The organism is Bacterioplanes sanyensis, assembly GCF_002237535.1.
In the GTDB taxonomy this organism is placed as follows: domain Bacteria; phylum Pseudomonadota; class Gammaproteobacteria; order Pseudomonadales; family Oceanobacteraceae; genus Bacterioplanes; species Bacterioplanes sanyensis_A.
In genome coordinates, this window is record NZ_CP022530.1 from 3,591,793 (window position 1) to 3,616,383 (window position 24,591).

The following is a 24,591-nucleotide window of genomic DNA, read 5'->3' on the forward strand; positions in this document are numbered from 1 at the left end:
CTATTCTGCCCTTTGGTAACTGGGGATATACCAGCCAGGTATTTTCGGCAGGCTATCTAAAAGCTCGGGGGTCACTTGGAGCGTGTGCTTTTGCTCACCACACACTACCGAGTCAATAATAATTTCAATTACGTACTCTTTATCTGGGTTCGGGTAGAACTGCATTCCATCGTCTGGAGGTCTTACTTCCCATTCTGCTAGCAGCAAACCAGACTGATTAACCAGGCCCCGCCCGAGCAGTGGGTCTGCAGTGCCGCTAATGCTGAGATCTATGTCTCTTATTTCATAATCCGAGTCGACCTCAAACAACCACCCCATCCAAAGCCCATATTTCTCAGCCATTTCAGGTTGACGCGCGATACTAACTGAGCCAGGCGATTCGCACATCGTGCTTTCAAACGGCTGCATGGTAAAAGTAAAAGGCTCACTGTCAACAAAGTCGCCATTCACAAAGGTTCGAATGAAGGCTTGCTTACCATCCAGCTCGGCATCAGCGAAGTAACTGAACTGGCTGTCGCCCAAGTAAGTATTCGGCATGTTATCAGTCAGCCTGTAATGCAAATCAGAGGATGCGTTCAAACCCTGGCCACTGACTCCGGCCAATAGCATCACGCCCGGCATAAACTCTTCTGTCAAAGCAGCAAGAGACGCTTCAGGTTGCATTTCTGAGAGTCCACTGGCCTGACCTTGATTCAAGAAATAGTAAGCCTGTCTCCGCTCAGCCCCCTCCCAGGGATGAGTAACAGCTTCAAACTGGTAAGGAGCATCATCGACCATTAACACAGCCGCAGCGGTACCGTTGTATTGGAACTGCAAATCCAACGCATCCTTCAGCAACTGATACTGGCCATATTCCACAACCTTACCGTTTTCACCTTCTGACAAACCGCCAATGGTTAAATCAAAATAGGGGTCGGTGAAGCTCGCACCGACCTCTAACTCATAGAAGCCTTGACGGCCGTCTTGATGCCTAGCCAGCAGCTGAACCGTTAGAGGGATTCCTTCCAGAACCGCGTCGTAAGCCCTATTTTTCAGATAGACAGTAATGCCACCTTGTTGATCACCAAATTCGCTCTGTTGCGGCTGAACGCTGATCAGGTCACAGTCTGCGAACTGATCTGGGAACTCATATATTTCCCACGCCTCTTTAGCACTGCAGCGCTTCCAATGTACCGGTGCTTTTATCGCAAAGCCCACAGGAGTGTATTGATCGTTTGTCGCCATGGCTAAGCCGTCAAAGCTCATCATCAAGTTAGACTCATTGATTGACAATGACTGATAAGCTTGTATCGCTGCAGGTGCGGCCAGCGGCTCTTGGTGAGCAATGACTTTGTAGGTCACCTCGATGCTGTACCAACGCATATCCGAGCTACGACGGTAACGTATTTCGTCTTGATGCAGCCCGGAATCCAGAAGCCCGCTCGCTAGCATCACGGGCAACTCGTAGTGTGACTGTCCGTTTTCCACGAGCAGTGAGTACGAAGTTCTACAATCCCCCCCCATTGGAGACATCTTATACTTGCAGACGGAGCGCAAAGCACTGTAATCGAAATCGAACAGTATCTTTTCGTCTTGAGGTGGCAAACCATTCAGCAATGCGGTGGGCTCCAAATCAATCGCCAACGACAGCGTTGCCGGCACGGAGTCGATTTGAGTAAATTCAACCACGGATTGTTGAGTAATCGATGCCTTTGGCGATTCTGGAAAGTCGAGGGTTAATTTGAACTCTTCCGGCAAATCGCTCCACACCGGCAGAACATTGCCATCTTCAGTTAAGGCATTAACTCGATCGATGTAGGACTGATAATAATCCGGCTCCGCCTTGGGTCGCAGGCTAAGGCTGAACTGCACTGGGGTTTTGTTGTATATCGATTCAAACCTTACCTGCGCCGCATTTAATGCCAAGCCATTGCTGGCTTGTGTGCGCTGAATGCCCAAGTCAGATAACTGATACAAGCTGAGCTCGTTGATCTCTAAATCACCATCCACATAGCTCAATGAGTCGCAGCCTTGGCAAGTAGACCATATATCTAGGTTGCTCTGACCCGCCAGTAAATGAAGACTAGGTCCAAAACCAAAGTCAACACTGCCCCAGCTACCTCGAACAAACAGCTTCTTCCAATAACTACCTTTCGCCTCAGGCAACATCAGTGGCAACTCAGCGGCTGGCACAATATCGGCCAAAGAGAGCCATTGATCTCGAGTCAGCGAGACCTGCTGACCGGCAATATCAAGTTTGAACAGATCGCTATGCCACTTGCCCTCTTGAGCCAGAATCGCCTGACGCACCTGCGATTTAAAGTGGGTCGATAACTCTGTGTCATAACGCGCAGATGGCACCTGTGCCAGCGACGACCAGGGCATTTGGCCATCGCCCTCTATCTCTCCCATGCTATTGGCAATAGCAAAATAGTTATGTGCCACCGCCCAGGCAGAAGAGACGAAACGCTCTTGTATCGGAGCAGCAAAAGAAATAACTCCAGCATTCGCCACATCGAGCCAAGTCGCAAGCGGGCGTTTGTTTGCATCAAACGATGCTTCCACTTCAAAACGATAGGATTGACCAATGACAAATACATCTTTAGGGAACTGAACATCCACGAATGCTCCCATTGGAGTATTGGGATTCTCGGGGTCTAGCGAATAATAATTGTCGCTAGCGACGGCCTCACCCGTTGCCAATATCTCGCCAGAAAGCGAAGTAATACGGAACGACAGCCATGACACCTGGTTAGTATCAAGGCCATCCACTGAAACGGAGAGCAGTAACTCACCCTCAGGTTCAGATAGATAGACAAACTCTGCAAGCGCTTGGTCTTGCTCATCTGTTTGACGCCAATCCAGTTCCGCATAGTCCCTACCTTCACCCATAACCACTGGCTCGCCATCAGCCGTTACCAAGGTCACAGGTAGCGTCTCTATGCCGTTGCCTTCAATCACAAACATCGAGGCCGGGTCACCGAGCAATGCAGGCTGAGTGCTCACATAGCGCTCGGTAATTTCAAACATTGGCAGCTCTAGGCGCAGAGTTTCATCGTGACCAGAGTCAGTAACGATATCAACTTCCACTTCAGGAACGGTATCCATCAAGAAAGACTCACGATCAAATAACACAAAGCGTCCATCGTTTGGAGCGGATGGCCATACAGATTGCACTGGGCCCAGCTCGCCATCGTCAGACATTGGCCCCACTGGCCCAGCAGAGCCATTGCTCGCTATCGCCTGCGGCCAAGATTGCGAAATCAAACCAGTACTGCAATAGGCAATGTGCTGTAGCTCTGAGTTGCCGCAGTAGCTCATGTCTGAGCCTGCCAGGGTGTGGTAGGCAATTGACTGACCCAGATAGCGCACCGCTTTAATCTGATAGCCTTCTAGGCTGTCAATGGTTAAGAACAGCAACTGACTCTTTGCATTCCAGTGCAAGCCCTGTTGGTAACCAACGTTTGACAAACGCAACGTCGGTGCTGGCAAGTTGCTATCGCCACCGCTGACATCCACCACTTGAGAGGCGCGGTGACCATCGTTTTCGGTTAACCACACTCTCAGCAAGGCTTGCCCTGCGCCCACGATGGCTACCTGAGTCATAGACCCCAGATTAGGATTGACGACAGCCAGGTTATCGCTGCCCAAACTGTAAAGCGTGTCCATGCCGGTTACGTCAAGCCAGGTATCCAGCAAGTCGTGATTAAAGTGCACTTTCACTTGTGGTTCATACAGCTCTGGCTGTGCCTGCAAGGCAAAGCTAGCGCTGCTGTTTTCAAACTCAATGGCCGTTAAGAAGAATGGGTCAACCGCTTTAACCGATGCATCCGTCGCGCTGGTTTTGCTGCCATGGTCAGAGACGAATTCAATGTAATCGTTGATGCCATCACCATCGGTATCGTGGCTGTTGTCGCCCACGGCCTTGGTGCCAATGGCTTTTTCTTGGCCGTCATTGAGCAAATCACCATCGGTATCCGCCAGAGTAATGTCAGTGCCAAAATCGACCTCTGTTTTGTTGCTCAGGCCATCACCATCGCGATCTTCGTCGCCATCGTTAATACCATTGCCATCGCTGTCCGCCAGCAGAGGGTTGAGCCAATCGTACTGGTGCTCAAACTCATTACTGAGGCCATCGCCATCAAAGTCTGCGTCGCGCTTCAGCAGCTGCAACGTGATGTAATTACCAAAGCCCTGCTCGTTGTTGCCAAGGTCGCTGGCACTAAAGCGCAAGGTACGCTCGGCACTGTCATCCACCAAAGCAAAGTCCCAGTTATGGGTATAGCGCCAGCCTTGTTGATTATTGAATGGTAATGGCAGCTCACGGCCTTCCTCCTCGACCATCATGCTCACGCCAGCTAACGTATATAAAGAGGCGGCACGTAGCTGCAGCTCATAGCTGTCGCCTTCCAACAGATAGTCGGCACCGAGGATATAAATATCCGGAGCGTTGAACGGCCAGCGCTGCGAGTCATATTGTGCTGGACGGAACGGCGTGCCCGTAACCTGTGAGCGCACAATGCCTTCAAACAGGTCCAGTGCCCATTTACTGTTATAAGTGACCACCTCAGATGCCTGCAGAGTCAGGGTATTTCCTTCCACTTTGGGCTTTGCCAAGGCATAGGCTGAATCGTTGTACAAACTGTGACGCCAGCGCACTTTGTCGGCCCAGTTGTCATTTAATTCCTGCATCAGTGGCTCGTTGAAGGTCAGCCGCAACCACATCTTGCGCGGCTCACCAGATGGCAGCCATTCAATGCTTTCAACACCAGGGCCACGTTGGCGAACCGATATTGTGAACGCTTGATTGAGGAACTCAAACTGTGGTGCTGTGGCCTCAAATGTCAGCACATGATCACCGACGGCTTCAAAAGCTAGGTTAATATCGGTGGAGTAGTCATTTATCCAACCACTACTGTGCTTCTCACCGTCCAACAGCAAGCGATATTCGAGCCGGCCCTTAGCCGGGTTGCCATATTGGTCGACCAGACGCAAGCGGTAGTCAAGGCTATCGCCAGTTTCGGCAATACCTTTGACAGAGCCTGGATTATCTTGGTGATTATCCGAGCGCAACAGCAGCTCGACTGCAGCCATAGCACCACTGCGCACGTATATGTCGTGATCGTCGGTTTCACGCAGAGCGGCATTCATGACGGTGAACTGCTCCACTGAGAAGTTGATTCTTGCTCTGGAGATTGCCTTTTGTGCTGCCGACAGTGAAATCACCATAGGTACCCTGTCGACATGAATCACAGCGACTTCACGCTGGCCGTGCAAGTCGAAGCTGATACTACCGTCAACAGGGAAATGGAACCCTTCGGGTAAAGCCACCGTCACGCTATGACGTTCATCATTCACGGGCGTATTGCCACCGGCGTCGACCACGGCAAGGGTCAAATCAAACACTTCGCCAGCGGTGACACGCGATGGCGCTTTAAACTGCACCGCATAGGCTTCACCCGCAGTGAGATTAACCAGATGATGAGCATCGCTGATGCGTATGTCAGATGACCAGAAGCTAGCGCGGATGAAGTAGCTGCCAGTAGCCGCAGCCGGGATCGTATGGAGTGTTGCCACACCATTGTCGTCGCTACTGGATTGCCCCAGATTGCTCACCTGCTGGCCAGAAAGGCGGTCAATCAAACTCCAGTGAACGGTTTGCCCAGGCACACCCACGCTGTTGATATCAAGCAACTCAACCTGGAACTGAGACGCCTGCCCTACGGTCAGGTCCGTGGCATTAACGCCAGCATTTTGAGTAAAGCGCAGCAAGTTTGGCTGCTCGGTCACTTTGATAGAGATCGGGCTGCTTTCATCGCTTTGGCCAAAACGGTCAGTGACTTTGACGGTCAAGACGAGCTGATTATTAACCACATCTTGCCGGCGGAAGCTCAGCCAGACACTGCGTTTATCACAGTCAAACTCGGTGATGAGTCGGCCTGTACTGCTATAAACCGCACAACTCAGCTGATCAACGCCGCCATCATCCAGGTCTGCCATGGACGACAGTGTTAGCTTGATTTGCTTGTCGAAAATCCCCGCCGCCGGTGGCGTGACGACAAGCTTGCTGGCATCTGGCGCTCGGTCTTGTAGCACCATGACAGGCAAGGTGTGTTGGCGCTCGCGCTGCGTGGCATCGACCACGGTCACACGGACATCAAAGCGGGTATCCGCACTTAGGCGATCTTCGCGGTTATAGGCCAGCATCAGTTGTGCACTGTCATTGGCATCGGATAGCTCGGCCGTTTGCAACAGCCCCATCCAGTTGGCCTGCACTGACTGCAAACGCACATCATCTTGCAATTTCAGTTGCAGCTTCAATTCTGCGCCTTCCACGACAGCAACAGGCTCGCCTGAGGTTAAGTTCAGCGCTGTGTTATTGACACGGGCGGACGTCACTTTCGGTGGCTGGTTCTCCAGCACCGTCACCACATGATCAATTTCAGCAGAATTATTGGCATGATCTTCGACTTTGATGCGGTAAGGAATAGCGCCTTCGGTGAGATCACCGATGTCGCGATGCGTCAGAGTGCTCTGGCCGAAAATGGCGGTTTTCAGCTGATCACCTTTATACAGCAAGATGCGCTGCACACCGCTGTGGGCATCATTGCCGACGACGTTCACATCAAACAGGCTCTCAGCCACCACAGTCGTGTCATTCACGACCGGCGCACCCGAAAGAGCGACGGCAATGGTCGGCCTGTCGACGTCGATATCACGCATCATTTGCAGCGGTGTGGAGTCGGCGTAGTTGCCGTAAATATCCACTGCTCGTGCTTTCAGCCAGTAACCGTTTTTGTCCAAATCAAAGCGACGAGAGAACACAAACTCCGGGCCATAGTGCTTGGCAATCAGCTCATAGCGACCATCTACCTGATCGGCCAGGTAATACTCCACCATTTGCACCGGGTGTGTGGTGTTTTCGATGATGGCTTCTATCACCAGCGGCGCTGGGTAATAGCTTTGCTGCGGAAAGCTCAAAGACACCGCCAAATCATTACTTGGCAAGCGGCGCGTTTGCACCGTCGGCAAGCTCGGCGTGCCTTTGATCAGCTGGCCAAAATGGTCTTGCAGCTGTACTTCCGCTACCACATCACGACCATTCGCCAGTGACCCTGGCAGCAAGTCACGCCAATGCCAGGTATTGCCCGACAAGCCATAGCTAGGCACACCGTTAAAGTGAACGTTGGCGGCCGCCGCCATGCCCGGTTGCTCCATGGTCAACTCGATGCTTTGACCATGCTGCCACTGGCGACGCTTGCTCGGCGCACTCAACTCCGCAGACGGCAACTGAATATCCGCCCCCACCTGCTCGATGATGACAGTGCCATCGACAAAGCCCACCGCCAGGTAGGGAACTTCACCTGCCAGTGCTGTGACTTCGGTGTCGTAACTCAGCTCCAACGCCATCGGCTCGGCGCTGTCAGTACGCAGCGCGCGCACTTCTGTGGTGTTATCGGTCTCATAAGCCGCCCACAACACACTGTCGATCACCGCCACTTGGCTAACGTGCACGGCATTGTGCAGTGGCACTTGCTCTAGCTGCTGCGGCTCCAGCTGATAGCGCTGCAGCGCAAACTCTTGGCGAATCCAAATTTGTCCGGCCTGAGCTTCAATCTGACGCACCGGCTCGCTTAATGCTAAATCGTGGTCGTAGCGCAATACATCAAAGGCATCGATCGGCCACTCGGCAAAATAAAATTCATACAGTTTGCCGTCATTACCCGCGACCCAAAGCACATTGGCAAACCAGTCCATAGCCGTCACTAGCACCCCGTTGGGTAGGCGCAAAGACACTTGCTTAGAGGTGTCAGGCGCATCATCAGGCCCCGCCGTCGGATTCGGTTTAGCCACGGTAATGGTGACACCGTCGCTGACCGCCACAAAACCATGACCCGTGGTGACAAACTCTGGATCGATATCGTTGACGACCGTGGATGCCGGCTGGCCAAGTGTCTGGGTGTAATACACCGCACTGAACTCAGGCTTAGCAAAGAGCAGCCCCTCATCGACCTTAGCAACCGAGGTCACACGCTCACCAAAGCGTTTGCTCTCGTAGTCTGCCTGCCATTGGCCGGTCTGGTTGCTCAGGCTGTACCAGCCAAAGTGATCGGCGGCAACCTGCAGATAACCGTTTTGCCACGTCAGCGTGCGCACACGACCGCCTTGATCAGCAATGCGATTGACCCGCCGTTGATCAATTTCAGCCGCCTCAAGGCGCCAGTGCTCACCGCTAGTCGACCACAAGCCGCCATCGGCTAGGTGCAGATCGCCACTGTGATCCAGTGCCAGGGAACCCAGCTTCGTGACAGAAGGCTGTAACGTATCGCTCAGCAGCATCAAATCTCCATTGTGGAGTTGCACCGCCAAATAACCGGCTAACGGCAATGCTCGCCGGCCGACTTCAAACTGCCCTTGCAAGTTCGATTGGCCGTTACTCACGTCGAGTGTATACAGCTCCGCGTTACTGAGTTGCAGCCACACGCGCTGCTTGTAAGTCGTCATCCAGCGAACATCTGCATCAAACTCCGCCACCACGATTTCGTCGCACTGCACGGTGTTATCAAGGCTAAAGCACAGGTGCTGCTGATGCTCGAACGCATTAGCGGGTGCTTGTGACACTGTCCACGAAGCAACGGCTTTTAAGTCATTGCCAAATACTTGGTACAGCAGTACTTCGCTGGCCGTCCAGGCCCATAAATCCTGACCATTAGTCACTACCCCTTGCAGTCCTTCGATGCTGTGATTGGCAACCGCCTGAAACTCCAGCGCTTCATCAAACAAGGTGATGCCATCTTCATCTGCCAACAACAGACGACGGCCCAGCATGGTAGCTGCCACGATGGTTTGATCGTTTTCAACCAAGGTTTCACCGGCACGGTTTTGCACCATGCGATCACGCACAAACCAGCCATCACCGACCTGAGGAATCAAGTCATCAAATGCCTCAACACGGCTCTTAGGCTGCAATTGCAGCGGTTTGATCACCTGCACCTGATATTCTTTTTGATCGCTGTTGCCTTTGCCATCCGACACGTAAGAACGCACCAGCAGCTGTTCGTGGCCATCGCTCAACGCCAGCTCGACCTGGTGCTCGCCACTGGCCAACACATTCCCAGCTGGGCTATGAATACTGATCACGGCGGCAGCAATGCCCTCGACCAAGGTGCGCTCTACCACCAGTTGCGTGGCGTCAGCAACGTACGCCGGTACTTTCAAAGAAGCATCGATAGACTTGGCTTTAGGCACGCCTTTAAACGAGGCTGAGCTTGCAGTGAAGTTATAGGCATTGCCGTGATAAGCGCGCACCGTCAGCTGGTAGTTGTTGGCCAGATCCAGTGCTGGCATTTCCAGCGCCAGACGGGCATCACAATCCGCCACCACAGCGCGTTTGAGCAATTGGCCGTTGTAGTCTTCGAGGCGCACTTCGACATAGCGCACATCGCTCACGCCTGGGCATGTAAAGGCCACTTCAATGGCTTCGCCTTCCAGCACCCGTGAGTTTTGCTGCGGCTGCAAGATATCGATACGCCCTTGTGGTGTATTCGCCGTCGACAGCCACTCGATGTCGTATTGATTCACACCGGCGCTGACGTTCAGCGAACTGACACCGTCATCAACGCTGTGCCAGCTCAACCAGCCCAGATCGGCAACCGAGGTCAATGCTTCATTAGCGACGCTGACTTCACCCAGCTGGCCATTGGATGCCAATGTCCCCAGCAGCGGCACATAGGCATCCAATGTCAGTTGCCCAGACGTCGGTATCAGCGTCAGCTCAGCCTGCAGACTTGGCAGCGACGGTAGCGCTTGCTGTTGCTGGCCTCCCAGCGCATCGATATAGCGCAGGCTGGCACCTGATAATGCAGCATCGTAGGGCAGCAACCACTGCGCAGAGCTTTGTTGATACACAGGCAGCGCATCACCGCTTTGGCTAACGACGCTCAAAGCACTGGCCTGACCTTGATTCAATTGAATTTCAAAGCCGTAAGGCGCGGTACTGATAGTGAACTGCGCCTCGTCTGCAGCCGGCGCTGTTAGTGTCCGTAACGACACATCCTGCTGCTGAACTTGCAATAATTCAGAGGCACTGAAGTGCAGCTGCTGTGCCGACAAAATCGCTACGATTTCGCCTTGCTCCAAGCCGTACCAACGCTCATTGCTGGCATCCTTGTACCACCAATAACCAGCACCAGCCTTCAGCTGGCTTGCTTGGCCAACGAGGTCAACTCGGAACTGCTCAACCAGTTCGCCATTTTGACGCTGCCAAATAGACAAACCATCGGCCAGCAGCGCGATTTGCTCGTTGTGAATGGCAAAGCTTGTAGCTTGCGGTGCAGCGTAACGAGCCAGTTCAGTGACCGCAGGCAAGTCATTTTCCAGCGCGACTTGTAACTCATGTAAAGCATCGGATGTCAGCACCCAAACGCGACCTTGCTCGAACGTCACTTGCTGAATACCGCTCAGGGTATGTCCCAGCACAGCTACCAATGCGTGAGATTGCACGTTGAAGGCCAAAATGGCGTCGCCAGCCTGGGTATATACCAGGTTGCCGTTTAAGCCAACTAGCTGCCCTTCAATGGCATGTTCCGACGCCAGCACGAACTGCCCCTGACGAATCTGCCACAGCCCCAGCTGTAGGCCATCTTTGGTGCGATATTGCACCGCAATGCGACCTGCTTTCGCGGCAATCGCAACCACCTGCCCTTGCGTCTGCTGTTGCTCAATGCCACCGCTAGTGACCAGACGATAACCACCGTACACGTCGTTAATAGCAGCCACGAAACCATGATGCCCCGTATCCTGCACGCCCACTAAGCGCTCGACGCCCGCTTCAATGCTCAGCCAATGACGGCTACCAGACTCTAAGAAAGGCACCACGTCGATGGTTTTGCTGGTCGTATCCTGATTGCGGCTGAGATCTTGCAGGGTCGCATCCAGCACCAGTGCGACGCCAGGCTGTGCGAGGTGAACATCATGCAATTGCAGCCACTCGTCCATGGCAACGTGTTGCTCACCGCCAACGGCACCGCTCACTTTCAACATGGAAGACTCATGTTGGTCGTCGATCTCTGGCTCTGCCTTGGCCATTGCTCGCAGCTCAGTACCGGCGAGCATACGTTGCTCAGGCACACTGTGAATAACCGCCTGACTGGCAATGTCATCGTCATTAATGACATTGATCATGGTTTCAAAGCGCACCTGACCTTTGGCCATAAGGCGAATCACCGCCACGGTGTCGTCGTCAACGGACGGCACTTCTAACTCAACCAGTTCGCGCAGCAGCGACTTATCCGCAGAGTTCAGCGTCACTGGGGCAGGGTTATCTGGATGATTTGCTTCACCGCCCATATGCAAGTGCAAGGTGCCTTGCTCCAGGTTGACCATTTCCACCAAGGCCAACAAGGTTTCACGTTCGGCAATGCGATCACCGTTTTGCGGAGACACTAAGCGAATGGCAGGCTCGCCCAGCTCAGCTTCGTATGGCGTTAACGTAATCAGGGTTTGATCGGCAACGCTAGGCTCACCACTGGTGTTGCCATTCGGATCACTCGCACGCACTGCCAAGGTAATGTCACTCGGATATTGGCTGCGATCCAAGTCCAGAGTGAAGCGGTTGACCGGCTCAATGGCATTAAAGCTGCCGCCATTGACAGAGACCTCAACCTGCTCGATGCCGAAGCGGTCGAAGGATTGCAACAGCACATCCAAGCGCGTATCCCAAGGCACAAAGCCGCCGTGCTGTGGTGACACAATGCGTACCACAGGCGGAGTAATGTCTTTGTTCAGGGTGTACTCGGTGGAGAAGGTTTTTTGACCGTCCAGACCAAACGGCACAAGCAAACGAACAGGTATCTGCACACTACTTTCACCAGCGTAATCCAACACGGTATCAGCCAACTTAGGCTGGAAGTATTCAGCACGTGCCGTTACCTTCGTGCCCTCTAATGAGGCTGTGGTGACAATCGGGCGCCAGCTGCCACGATCGTGCACGGATACTTCCACTGCGTTCAGATCGATCAGTTCAGCATCACCGGTGAGGGTAAAGCTCAGGGTGCTATCGGCGACCTCCTCGACATTTTCAGGCTCAGTGGTAAAGGCACCCAAGAAAATCTCTGGGTCTTTTAGCGGCACAGTAATGTCACGCACAGCCTTTTGCTGACCATCGGAAGCTTCGATGCGCAGGGTGAGATCGGCCTGATCTATCGCAATCGGAATTGAGGTCATCTGCCCATGCAGATCGTCATTGTTACATTGTTCCATATCACTGACATCGGGCATCAGCCAGGGACCAAAATCGAGGCCCTGATTGCTGCTGATGCGATAGCGATAATCAAGACTGGACGCACTGGCAAAATTATCTTCTGCACTGAAATACAAGCAATGACGCTTACTGCGCTTCAGCGCGACTTGCTCAGAGATCTCTTGATCACCACCTGCCATTGGCCGCATCAGTTTGATACTGCTAGGCGCTTCACGGTCAAGAGAGCGCATTGTCAGCGACAGAGCACCGGCTTCTTCAGTGCCTGAAATCTTAGCCAGATTGCCGTATTGATCGGCAATGCCCGTCAGTTGCAGCAGGTATTCGGCGTTATGGCGGGTAAAGAAGCCCTCCTTATTGCCCAGGCGCAAACGCTGGCTGTTATTTTCATGCAACAAACGGAACTGGTCGGTAACATCCACCGTTATGCTCTGGCCATTTTCATAAACCGTGCGTTCAACAGTAAACTGACCCACCGAGAACGGCTCGTCTGCAACCAAAGTGAGATCTTGCTCGTAGTAATAAGGTTGTTTGACGGTGACACGAGGCGCAGTATTGTCGACCACTTGCAGCAGGGTACTGTTCACCTGCTCGCGGGTGACCTCACGTACAATGACCACCTGGTATTCACGCCCCACTTTGTCGCTGTTGTCGCGCTCACGATCCGGTGTGCTGAAGACAACCTGATTGCCAACAATCACAAAGTCCACCAGGAACTTGTCTTCCTGCTCAAAGCCTTCGTTAGCAGGCAACCAATAAACTTTAATTTGGTTGCTTAAACCAGCGACGGTGACGCGGATTTCATTACCCCCAAGGTCACTGACCGCGGTGCCTAAATCGGATGACACGGCACTGATCGACAATGGCTTTACCACATCCACCGCCGCCGGTACGATCACCTCACCCACTGGGGTGGTCATTACCAAACCGAGCAGTCCGGAGGCATTGCCGGCTGTAACCTGCAAATCGATATAACTGCCATCGTCGGCGACTTGCTCAACTTGGGTGGTCAGATTGCCGACATTGGCCGCAGACACAGATTCAAGGCCAACGCCATGTACTCGAATCACAGCAGCTTGGTTAATCACCATAGTATGAGGGGCTATGCGCGTGACCCAAGTCTCAACGTCTTCTAGGGAGCTGCGGGTATAAACAGAGTAGGTTCGGTCATTGACCAACTGAACACCGTTCACATACTGAGTCGGCGCCAGCACATTGACCTGATACTGAGCGTTTGCTGTCAGCGCATTATTTGCCGGCTCAAACACGATATTGTTCGACACAATGCGACTGTCGCCATTGACCGGCTGCGCCAGTACGTCCGTGACAGCCAGCTGTGCCTGTGACCAGTTTGGATGCAACTCCGACAGCCGCAGACTTACTTCAGCGCCAATGGCTCGACCGCGAATGGGCACAGCATCCAATACAGGTAGACGCACAAAATGATAGCGATAGTAATAGTCTGAGAAGGCACGATGACGGGTTGTATACTCGACCTTGCCAGCGCTGTAGTTCAGCGAACCCGCCACCAGCGACTGTTGACTGCGATAGCGTGTCAGCTCAACCAGTGTAGGCTCGGGAGACCAAGCAATGTCGTACACCACATGCTGCTTGCCGCTGGCTTCCACCAATAGTTCGCCTTCAAAGGCCAACTGGCTGTCAGTTGGATGCTGCGTGGTACCTAGCCAGTCTCCAACCTGTGTGCCGTACCAAAGTGCCTGTTCACGATCGACAATCAACCAGACATCGTGATGCAGCAGCAATGCCTCAGCCGCCACTGCGAGGTGAATCATTTCACTCTGTTGCGCTGGCTGATGACGATCTATTTTCACCACCGAGGTCGTCGTTAACACCCAGACATACTGTTCATCGGCTTGCACATCGACAACGGTTTCGCCCTGGTATAGAACTTCCCAAGCACCGCCATAGGCGTGGGTACGCATCACTTGGTTATCGCCCCAAGCAAACACTTCACGTTGCTGCGCGCGTATGTGTTTAACCGGCAACTGCTCTGGGTTGTTCAGCGTATTGACTTTTTCTGGGGCATACACATTGCGAATATCGAACACCACAAGGTTGCTGTCGTCTTGCAGCGTATAAATATAACCGGCAGCCATGTCCAACGCTTTGGCCGACTTCGACAATGATGCCGAAGATAAAAAGTTGGGGTAATCACTGTCGGTATTAGAGAACAGCTGGATGGTGCGATCATCCACAGTGGCCAGCAGGTCACCGTCGCGACTAAAGCGATCGGCGTTGATGTTGCTGTCTGTTGGCTGCAGGTAAATGCCTAATGCTTCAGTCTGATCGACGGAGTCATTGCCGTTATCCACGCGGACGGTCAAAGTCCCCAGCATGTTCATTGGCTGATCAAACACCAGCATATCTGCACCCATCAGCTCCACATTACGGGCGGGCTCACCATTGATCGTCACACTGGAATACGGGCCAAAGCCCTTGCCTTGAACGGCCAGGCGGTTGCTGCTGTTGTAGACAAACTGCGTGGCGGAATCATCGACACTCTGGCTTTGCTCGACATAGCGACCCGCCGTTTCAATGGTTGGGTTCGCCACAACATTGATTTGCGCCAGATACACCTCTGCCGCGCTGGCATCCCCTAAGGAGATCGCCAACACTTCGTTATCTGACTGAGCATTGATCTGCTCAGGCGTGGTAATACGAATGTGAGTGCTGTCAACCCACTGAATGGCACTGTCATCCAGCCAAGTATCACCCAGCTGCACACCCATGCCCTGGTAGAAGCCTTCGCCATACACATCAATCATTTCACCACCGCGCCAGCTGATATAGGCTGAACTAATAGAGATCAACCGGGGACGGGAGCGATCCAAGTAGCGGAAATTAAAGTGATAGCGACCATCAAGTGCATTGCCCGCAATATCGACAAGGCTGTCGTTCAACACTAACTGGTACTGAATGTCGTTTTCCAGCGGGTTAACCGGTAATACTTGGATCTCGGTTAGGCCGTTGCTGACCTTCAACCGTGTTGATACTTCCAGCGGATTGCCGGATTTCAACAGGCGCACGGCGTCACTGGTCAAACTGGTTTCATCCACCACGCGATTAACCGTCAGCGACAGCACTTCGCCTTGAGTGAGAGTGCCATTGACCACTGGCCACTGATCTACCACTAGGAATAAGTCATTTTCAATGGTGGCCAGTTCACCGCCAACCGCAGAAACACCCACTTCAACTGGGTTTTCAACCGGCTTGGCGTTTGGACCAACACCGTAGGCTGTTCCCGCGTAAAGCGCTTGTGGCGTCACCACCAAATCGGTGGCATTGCCCATGACTGAGTAGTAGTAAGACAGACGTGGTTCCTGGCTAAAGTCGCCATGCAGCCAATCAGAAATATTAAACAGCTGCACATCGCCTTCTTGGGCAGTGACGTACAGCATCTGGCCTACAAGCTGCAGACGACTGGCGCTCATATCGCCGTTGGCAATCAGGTATTCCAACCGCAACTGACTGGCCAGCTGCCCCTCAGCCTCGGTATCTGATAAATAAGCCTGCACTAAGCCTAACGGGCCAGTAGCGACCAGATAAACATCACCGGCATCAACAAAATCATATGGTTTTATCGGATTACCTTGCTGATCTTTCGTTCTGATGGTTTCCACTACCGGGAGACGGTTGGTTCGCATGTCCAACGCTGACACTTTGCGAGAAACGGTTTGCACCAACCATAACTTATGGCCAGACACACTCATACGGAACGGAGATCCGCCAAGGGCGCCGGTGCCGATGGAGTTAACCCGTTGATAGCCATCATCTTGCGGACGCAGTACATCAAGACCGCGAGCATGAGCAATAAAGATCTGACCTTGGTGAATCAAAACATCACGCACTGTGTTGTCGTATTCCAGCTCATCGATCAAATACGGTGAAGCCGCTAAGGTAATATCAAAAATAAATACATGATCCGGCGCAGCCACCACTAAGGTATTACTGTCAATATCGATATCGACAAAGCCTTCAGCCTCTTCATCTTCAAAGAAGTAGCTAAAGGTTTGATCCGCCTTGGTATCGCTTAACACCTCAGGCTTCACTGGGTCAGACGTATCGACCAACAGCAAACGTGCACGATTGGAGCGCTTAATGCCCTGCAATTGCCCGGCACGGTTACGCACCGCAAACTCACCGCCGGTAACTGCGTATAAAATCTGATTCTGATGAGCCGCAGCGGCTATCGGCGCGGGCGCATCCAGCGGTACGTTAACGCGCCCCACCGGTTTACCTGCATAGAAATATCTTTCATCTGCCGTGCTTTGTTCGCCAGCAAAATATGGGTTTTCAACCCGCACCGTTTGGTAACCAAAGGCTCCCGCCGGCATTTGCACTTGAGCGTGATTACCGCTCAGTAATTTAAGGTTCGCGGCCTGATTGTCGCCCACAAACACCCGCATGTGAGCATTAAATCCATGGCCATATATATCCAGTGTATTGCCGCCCTCAGGTGGACCCGTCAGCGGATAAAACTCGTCAATATGGCTGCGCGGCAATACCACCATGGCACCCATCAATACGGACTCGCCCTGCTCATTAGCAACCAGTACATTCACCACACGGCTGGATTCGCCTTTGAATAAATCCGGAATATCGAGCTGAATTTCTTCCGCTGACAGCACCTTAATAGCGTCTGAATCCAGCCAGGTGTCACCAACTCTGATACGAATATCGCCATTGAAGTGCGCACCGGAAACAATCGCTTTCTCACTGCCATCGGCATGGAAATAATGACCACCGGCAACACCATCGGCGAGGCGCTGTAATGCCTGCACCTGCGGCGCCGCAACCGCGCTGTAGACCAGTTGGTGAGTGACCGTACGGCTCATTTTTAAGCCGTCTAAGTCCAGCAACGAGTCATTCACCGTTAAAGTCAGCTCGCCGTCGGCTATAGCATCGGTGAGCGCAATGTGAATCAGGGCACCGTTTACAGTGTTAATACCTTCAACACTGTAAGCACTGGTGTCCACACTGCCCTGGCTGTCGGCCAGTGAAACGGCCGCTTGCATGCTTTCCTCTGAGGTATCTACCAGCGAGTTAAGCTGCACAACGATGTTATCGCCGTTGGAGACTGTGGTCCCTGCCACCGGAGCGATCGAAGTCACGGCTAATTGATGCGGACGAATTTCGACAAAACCGTTTTCAGTGGAGCTATAAATCTGGCCTTGCTGAGCGAATAACTCACCGCCGCGCTCACGTTGCTGCCAGTAAATCGCCTCAGCATGACCGCTACCATCGATTTCATACACGTAGTGATGGGTTGGCATCGCCACATGCACCTGGCCCGACTCAACAAACATCGAATAATCAGCCAGATCGGCGTGACCATGGTTCACCAGCTCCGAGGTTTGGCTTTGATAACGATCGCCATTACCCAAGCCCGAGATCACCGTCAGCAGCAAACGCTGATCTTGTACATGCAGAACGTGCAAGTCACCGTCCTGCCAAGCAATATCTACCGGCTGACCTTGCAAGGCTTGCAAGTCCATCGCTTCATCTGCAAACGTCAGCGTCGGATAACCCGTCGGTGCTAAACGATCTTCATCCAGCAAATCCATAAAGCGGATATAACCGCCGCCAATCGGATCAGCGATCGCTAACGCCAGAATGTTTTGCTCGTGTTGAATGGCAACGTCCGTTGCTCTGAGGCCACTGTAGCGTTCAGTGTTGACCACCATCGGTTGAGATGTGTTGGTGATGTCGACAATGTGCAAGCCTGCACGGTCACCCGCCAAGAATGCCACATTGCCACTGTGCGCCACACCTAATACAGGAGAGGTCAAGCTCAGCTGCGAGCGACGCACCGGGCGATCTGGAATGGTCACGTCGTATATTTCAAAACCGTAATTCATCAAGAAACGGTTCGTCTCTGTTGGTGATTCACCGGCTTTCACGCCCACTAGCAAATGTTCGCCAGCCAAATCGGCGCCGCCCACTTGCATCGGTGGGTAATTCGGTAGATCCCACTCATGACCTGTGCCACGACTGTATGAGAATTGCCCCAGCAGGTGTTCACGTGTACCACTGCCCGAAGGCATGACGGCGTATACGTCGTAAATCCCTGGGTAGGTTACACCCGGAGCGCGGAAGCGGAAGGTATTTAATTCAATAACGTCGTCTTCCAGATCAACGATGCGGTAATCGTCATCGCTGTAAAGGGTTTCAATGACTTCTCCCGTTACCCGAGAAACAAAGCGCACCTTACTGCCAGGCTGAAAAATGCCTGCACCGGCTTTTACCGTTACATGCTGACCGCCGGTAACATCCCCTTCGGTAATGTCCAACGACGTCATCACAAATTCGGGCGCGGCGGTGTACATAATCGCACCAAGGTAATCGCGCTGGCGCTCGCCATTCATTAAACGCAAATGATACTGCCCTGGCTCTAAAGCCAGCATTTGCAAGCTGCCTGCTGGGATGCGTGCAACGTTAGCGTCATCCACGACCACAGGAACTGGGTAGTTACTTATTTGTGCCGTTAACTGCCCGTCCTGGAAGTTGGCACCATGAATGATGATGTCGGTATCCATATCATCGGTATACAGTTGCGCGTTTTCCAGATAATGAATATCCGGACGACGCACATCATCGGCAGTGACAGTAAAGGCTTGCGTGTGCTCGACCCACAAATCCGAACCACGCAAATTTTCAGCATCACGAATAATCAAGCGGTACTCACCTGGCTGGCGATCAAACTCAACTGCGTAGGTTTGTGCCGAGCCATTGTCGCCATCGAGTGCGCGCCATTGAATATCCACTTCAGTGGTTTCACTGGTGGTTTTAGAATGGCGCAGCAATACGGCGGCTTCAGGCTGAGATAAAGAAGCCTTTAGCATGCCCTCGTTAAAGCGCACCGTCAGCGCCTCATCGATATTTTGTGACAATAAATCATCGTCACTGGTCGACACATCCATCACAATCGAGCCGGGCAGCTCTAACGTGCGCAGGCCTTCTTTGTGTGAAGCCGCCACAATACGGCCTTTATACACATCAACGCCATAAACGGCTTCGGTATTACCTGCGCTGATGACGCGCGGCTGTTTGACATCATTCAGATCAATAACAATCAAAGAGCCCGATTGCGCTGAAGCAAATAAGATATTGCCCACCACACTCACGCGGGTAACGTTGGCGACATTGGTTTGCAGATCACCGTCCAGGCGAACGGTTATTCGCTCATCGCTGTCTTTATGCACCAGCTGCACGCGATCACCCAGCGCTGCCACTAGGTAGTCACCAAAGCTGGCAACATCCGCCACCATGCTATCGAAGGCATAGCTGCGCGTTAGTTGTGGGTCAAACAAGTTGTTGGCCACCACAGGTGGTACGTCACCGATGCTTTTTGGCGGCTCACCCGTCAAGGCACCCATAGCAACGAATGTGCTCCAGCTGTTGCAAATAGCCGCCGGGAAATAAATATGGGTATTGTGGGCGCCCGTGCCGTACAACCAGCCATGATCCTGTGCCAATGTGGCACCGGCCTGCATTGACAGATCGCCCAGTTCAACCGGGTCGTTGGCAGCAATGTAGGAATAGCGTTTCACATCACCTAACTTAGGTTCAGGCCCCTTCCCTCTATCAGTACAGGCTTTTTCTGGCCACATTTTTACACGACCAGAGTCCTGGGTAATGGCAGCATAAAGAGCATTGCCTTGCTTCAAGACATCCGTATAGGAATCAGAATCACGATTAATGCCAACGGCATTAATAAGTTGCAAGCCATTTTGCTCATCCCAATTCAACTGGGAAATACCGCCCATGCCATTGGCCACAAATAAGCGCTGACGCCATAGGCCTTGCTCAAACACTTGAGTTTTCTGCAGTGCTAACGAATCGACACTGGTGGCGATTTCTTGGTGTTGAACTTGCTCACGCAGGGCTTTTTCTGCTTCGGTAAGTTCTAATTTGCTCTCTAATGCCAAGCGCTCTGCGTAGCGCTGCAACTGGGTACGCCCCAGCTCTCCCACCGGTAAATTGCCGACACCACCGACCTGTAAAATATGCTCGGCCGCTTGCACGTCATAACTCACCGCGCGCAATGCATTGGGGAAGATTCCCCCCCGACAACTGAGCTCTGCCGCATCCAGGTATCTAAATCGTATGGACCAAAGTTAGTTATAAAGAAGCCAGCGGTACTAGCTGCAACACCGGTATGCTGATCGACTATGACATCCGTCGGCACGGTATACGCAGCTTTAGTAAAGCTTAACGACCGCAGGCCATAACCAAAGCCCGACGCTAGCGTATCGGACTGACCATAGCGGTTTTGCACCATCACCCGGCGTGGGCCAACGTTGCCACGCGGCGTGTAAGCGATGAGTTTCTTTGATGAGATCACATCAATATCAGTCACTGGAGCTGAACCAATCAGCATGGATAAACCTTCGACCACACTGTTGCCTGGCTCGAAACCTTTACCTGTGACTTCTATGCGAGTGCCACCGCGCAACGGTCCCCATTGAGGCGTCACATCAGCCAACTCAATCGGGTTATCAATGGCAATAGCGCCCAGTAAGCTGACGCGCTCCCACACACCATAACGCTCAATTTCAACCACGACATCGTAATAGCCCGCCACACTCACGGCTGGCAAGTGACCGTACAAAATACCAACACGTTCTTGATCGTCATTGCTTTCAATGCGATCAATAGCAATTTCATGCGGCCCCATCCAAGCTTTGACGCGGACTTTATCTAAGGGAATGCCATGAACCGAGGCAGTAATATCTAACGGCTCGCCCACCAACTGGCGGCGTGGTAATACTGAGTCTATCCACAGTCGATTAGCAGAGCGACCACGATACACCAACTCCACTTGCTGGCTGTTTTTCAGCTCGTACAGGCGAATCAGGCTGGTTTCAGTAATGGGCTTGGCAGCAGTGACACCGGCATCAATGTGATAAACCAAGCGATCTCCCACGTTAAACTGAGCTGGATCCTTGAGGCTTACCTCTGCCTGGTTGCCATTAATAACGACATCGGCTGCAATCGCATTGCCCTGCTCATCCAAAACGCGGAAGTACTGGGCATTTTGTGGGTGTAAATCAATGTCTTTACTGAAGCGGAAAATGGCTTTTAATAGGCCGTCGGCATCGTAATCCAGGATACGGTTGGCTGGATCGACGCGGAACAGTTTTAGCTCTGAGTCCTTGATCACTTGAATCGCACCGGTGTTACTATTTTTTCCACCGGACACTACAGAGTAAGGCAGCGCCGTAACCAGGTGGCTGACCAAACCGTTAAATACATCCAAACCAGACACAGCCTGCAACTGAGTTGGCTGAGTGATATCAATGGCTAAGATACCGCGTTCGCCCAGAGCGGCATATAAAATATGGCCACTGATGGCAATATCATGGACTTTGCCAATGTCTGACAAGCGTGTCAGTACTTTGGGTGCCAACGGGTTAGCAATATCAACCGCCACAATGCCACGATCACCCGCGGCCAAATAAGCAATTTCATTACGCACAATGACATCGCTGGCGGGAATATCTAACGAAGCAATTTCTGTCATGCCTGAGGCATCACGACTGACCATGTGGAAGCCGCCATCGCCAGCAATTTCGCTATTATCCAGTCCCACAGTGCCATGACGCCAGTGTCCTGAAACCGTGGCATACACAGGCTGCCCCTGATAATCGCTGCTGGTACGGTCCACACCCAAAACAGGCCAACGAGCAGCTAGCTCAGCCCAATCCATCAAATAGGCTTTGGCAGGTATATAGGCGTCAACCAAACCTAAACCGGCATCGCCCATAGCAACCAGCAGCTGATTATTCTCGACCAAAATGCCGCGTGCCAAATTGCCTGGTAGTGGCAGCTCACGCACCACTTGTGCATTACCAAAGTCATCGTCAATGGCCAGAACCACCAGCTTACTATTGATGTAATTCCGATCAGAGTCACCGCCCGCGGGCTGAGCCAGCGTCAAATACACTAAGTCTCTGCCGCGTTCAAAGTAACCTTGCACGCCTAAAATGGTGTAGCTAGAGTCAACCCTCCAGTTAAAGACAATGCGATCGTCGATACCGTCGCCGTCGAGGTCAATCAGGCGACGTAAATCATCCGGGTTTAATGGATTACGAAGGTTAGTATCGCCATCCGTTTGATCATCCCAATTAGTTTGGTCGTTATTGTCATCGTCATCCTTGTTATCGCCCGTCCATTTAGACGGATCAATATTAACAATTCTTAGCTCGCTGCCACTGGCCACCATCATATAGGTGTGGCTAGGGTCAATGGCCATGGCTGTGGGTGATGAAACCTTAATCTCAGACTGGATAGGCTGCAAATAGCGATAGGCTTGTTCCAACACATCGTGTTGGTTATCGGTTAACTGAATGCGAACATCGACCACACCGATTGGATTTGCCGGTGTTGTTACTTCGAGTCTGTCTGCATCCAATAACTGATAGTCATCAACGTCCGCCAGGAAGTTGCCGAAAAACACTTGTATCTGTGATACGTCAGCCGGCAAACCATCTGACTCGATGACCACCTTTTGACCACCTTCTAAGCTGCCTTGAGCAGGAGAAATAGACTTGAGGTGCAAAGGCTCAACGTAAACCAAGCCACCGACATTGCGATACCAACGACCATCTTGGTCAATAATTTCCACCAATACCGCACCGATTTGACCGGGTGGCACAGTGACGTAATAACGGGTTGCACCGTTATCTAACAGTTCTGTTCGAGTGACTTCAGACAATTTGCCAGCAAAATAGAACTCAGGATTGTTGGCGCCTTTAAGATCGAAGTACAGCGTTTCGCCCTGAGTCGAAACCGAACCCTTTTGCATCCCTAGCCAGGTTAAATTTTCTCCGCTGTAGGCAGCCGTGGAGAACTGAATATTGACATCGGTTAAACCTGTGGTGCGACGTGAGCGCACATCTGAAGACAGTTCAATACGGTACTGACTGTTGGCCTCTAAAGGCTGTTGCGGAGTCAAGATAAGGGTGCGGGCATTGTCCGTAGCAATGCGAAGCTCAAACGTGACGGCTTGCGCCTGATCTTCGCCAACGTCTTTTAGCAAACTCACGTACTGCGCGACATCGTCGACGTTGTCGATAGGCAAGGTCCACAGCAAGCGAATCTCAGTATCCAGTGCAACACGTTCTGCACCGTGCTCTGGCCAAGTCGTCACTAACTCTTGCAAATGGCTATCAACCACTTGAATCAAGCTATTGTCACTGTTCACCGATACGGAAATAAGCAAACCGTCGTCGGTGTAGAGAAGATCTGTCGGGGCATAAGAGCTGCACGTACTATTGCCTAGGCCATTAAGGACAACTTCCAGCTCGCCATTTTCATCTTCTTGCTCGGCTAGCTTGCCATCGGGCAGTAGCAAGCTATCCAAAATACGCATGTTGCCCTTATCGGAATAATCGACCAGGGACAAATACGTTCGCTGAGAATTCTGACGGCATCCTTTAGCATTCAATTTAACAGCGGCTGTGCTGTGAGCACTGGCATGACTCCAAGCGCGACTATAAAGCTGAGCACCGTAAAGTTCCAACTGACCTAGCTGAGTCCAATCGGCTGACGTTCTACGCTGGAAGGTTTCAAAGTCACCCACAATATGCTGATCAACCAGCGCCGTACTGGCCAACGCGGAATACTTACCCAAGCTTGCCACTTGCGGAATGGACGCTTTGGTTAAATCAAACACCTGCCAAGCGCTGCGATGCTGCTGTTTAACAAACAACTCATCGCCTTGCACGTACAAATCAGCAACAGCAAAGTCAACTTTACCGCCCTCGATTACGACACTATCTAACGTGTGAATCAGTCCAGGGCGAGCTGGATTTTGCAATGACAACACATGCACCCGGTGCCCTTTTTCACCAACGATTAGCAAGCTGTCTTTGTGATCAATCAAGTAGCCAATGCGACTGTTAGGACTACTGCTATTTTGCATATCGGACGGCAATGGAATGGCATGAATAAAACTACGATTCAAACCATCGGTTTGCTCAACGCCATCACCAGAGCCTGGCAAAGCTTTGACGGCATCATATACCAGTAGCCAGTCACGGCCTTCATAGGTGGTATCAAAGCCGGAAAAGTTTAAACCATGGGCCACGACATACAGGTAATCTCCCACCAGGTGCATCGCAGCAGGCGATAAATCCGCCGGGGTGTTGTAATAACCTAAGCCATGCATGGGAGCCATTGTTTCGCTGACTTTAGCACGATCATAATGCAGTAGAGAAATCCAACCTCGTGAATATATCTCATTCAAGCTTTCTGCATTGAAAGCGCTTTCATCATACAGCTTGCCACGCGGCGACCCTAGCACGTAGATCATCGACAACTCTGGGTCA

2 protein-coding genes (1 of these 2 only partly in view) are annotated in these 24,591 nt (G+C 52.3%); both read right to left on the reverse strand.

Going from position 1 to position 24,591, the window contains the following annotated elements:
• The gene (locus CHH28_RS16455) at window positions 1–20,295 is read right to left on the reverse strand and encodes an IPT/TIG domain-containing protein (protein ID WP_094061342.1); all 20,295 of its coding nucleotides are present in this window, start codon (window positions 20,293–20,295) and stop codon (window positions 1–3) included.
• A protein-coding gene (locus CHH28_RS16460; RefSeq protein ID WP_094061343.1) for an Ig-like domain-containing protein crosses the window boundary here: on the reverse strand, window positions 20,292–24,591 show its final stretch. The gene runs 11,630 nt beyond the window's last position; 4,300 of the gene's 15,930 nt are visible here — the last part of the coding sequence; the start codon falls outside the window, past its right edge — the gene reads right to left on this strand; its stop codon occupies window positions 20,292–20,294. The genes CHH28_RS16455 and CHH28_RS16460 overlap by 4 nt, the downstream gene beginning before the upstream one ends.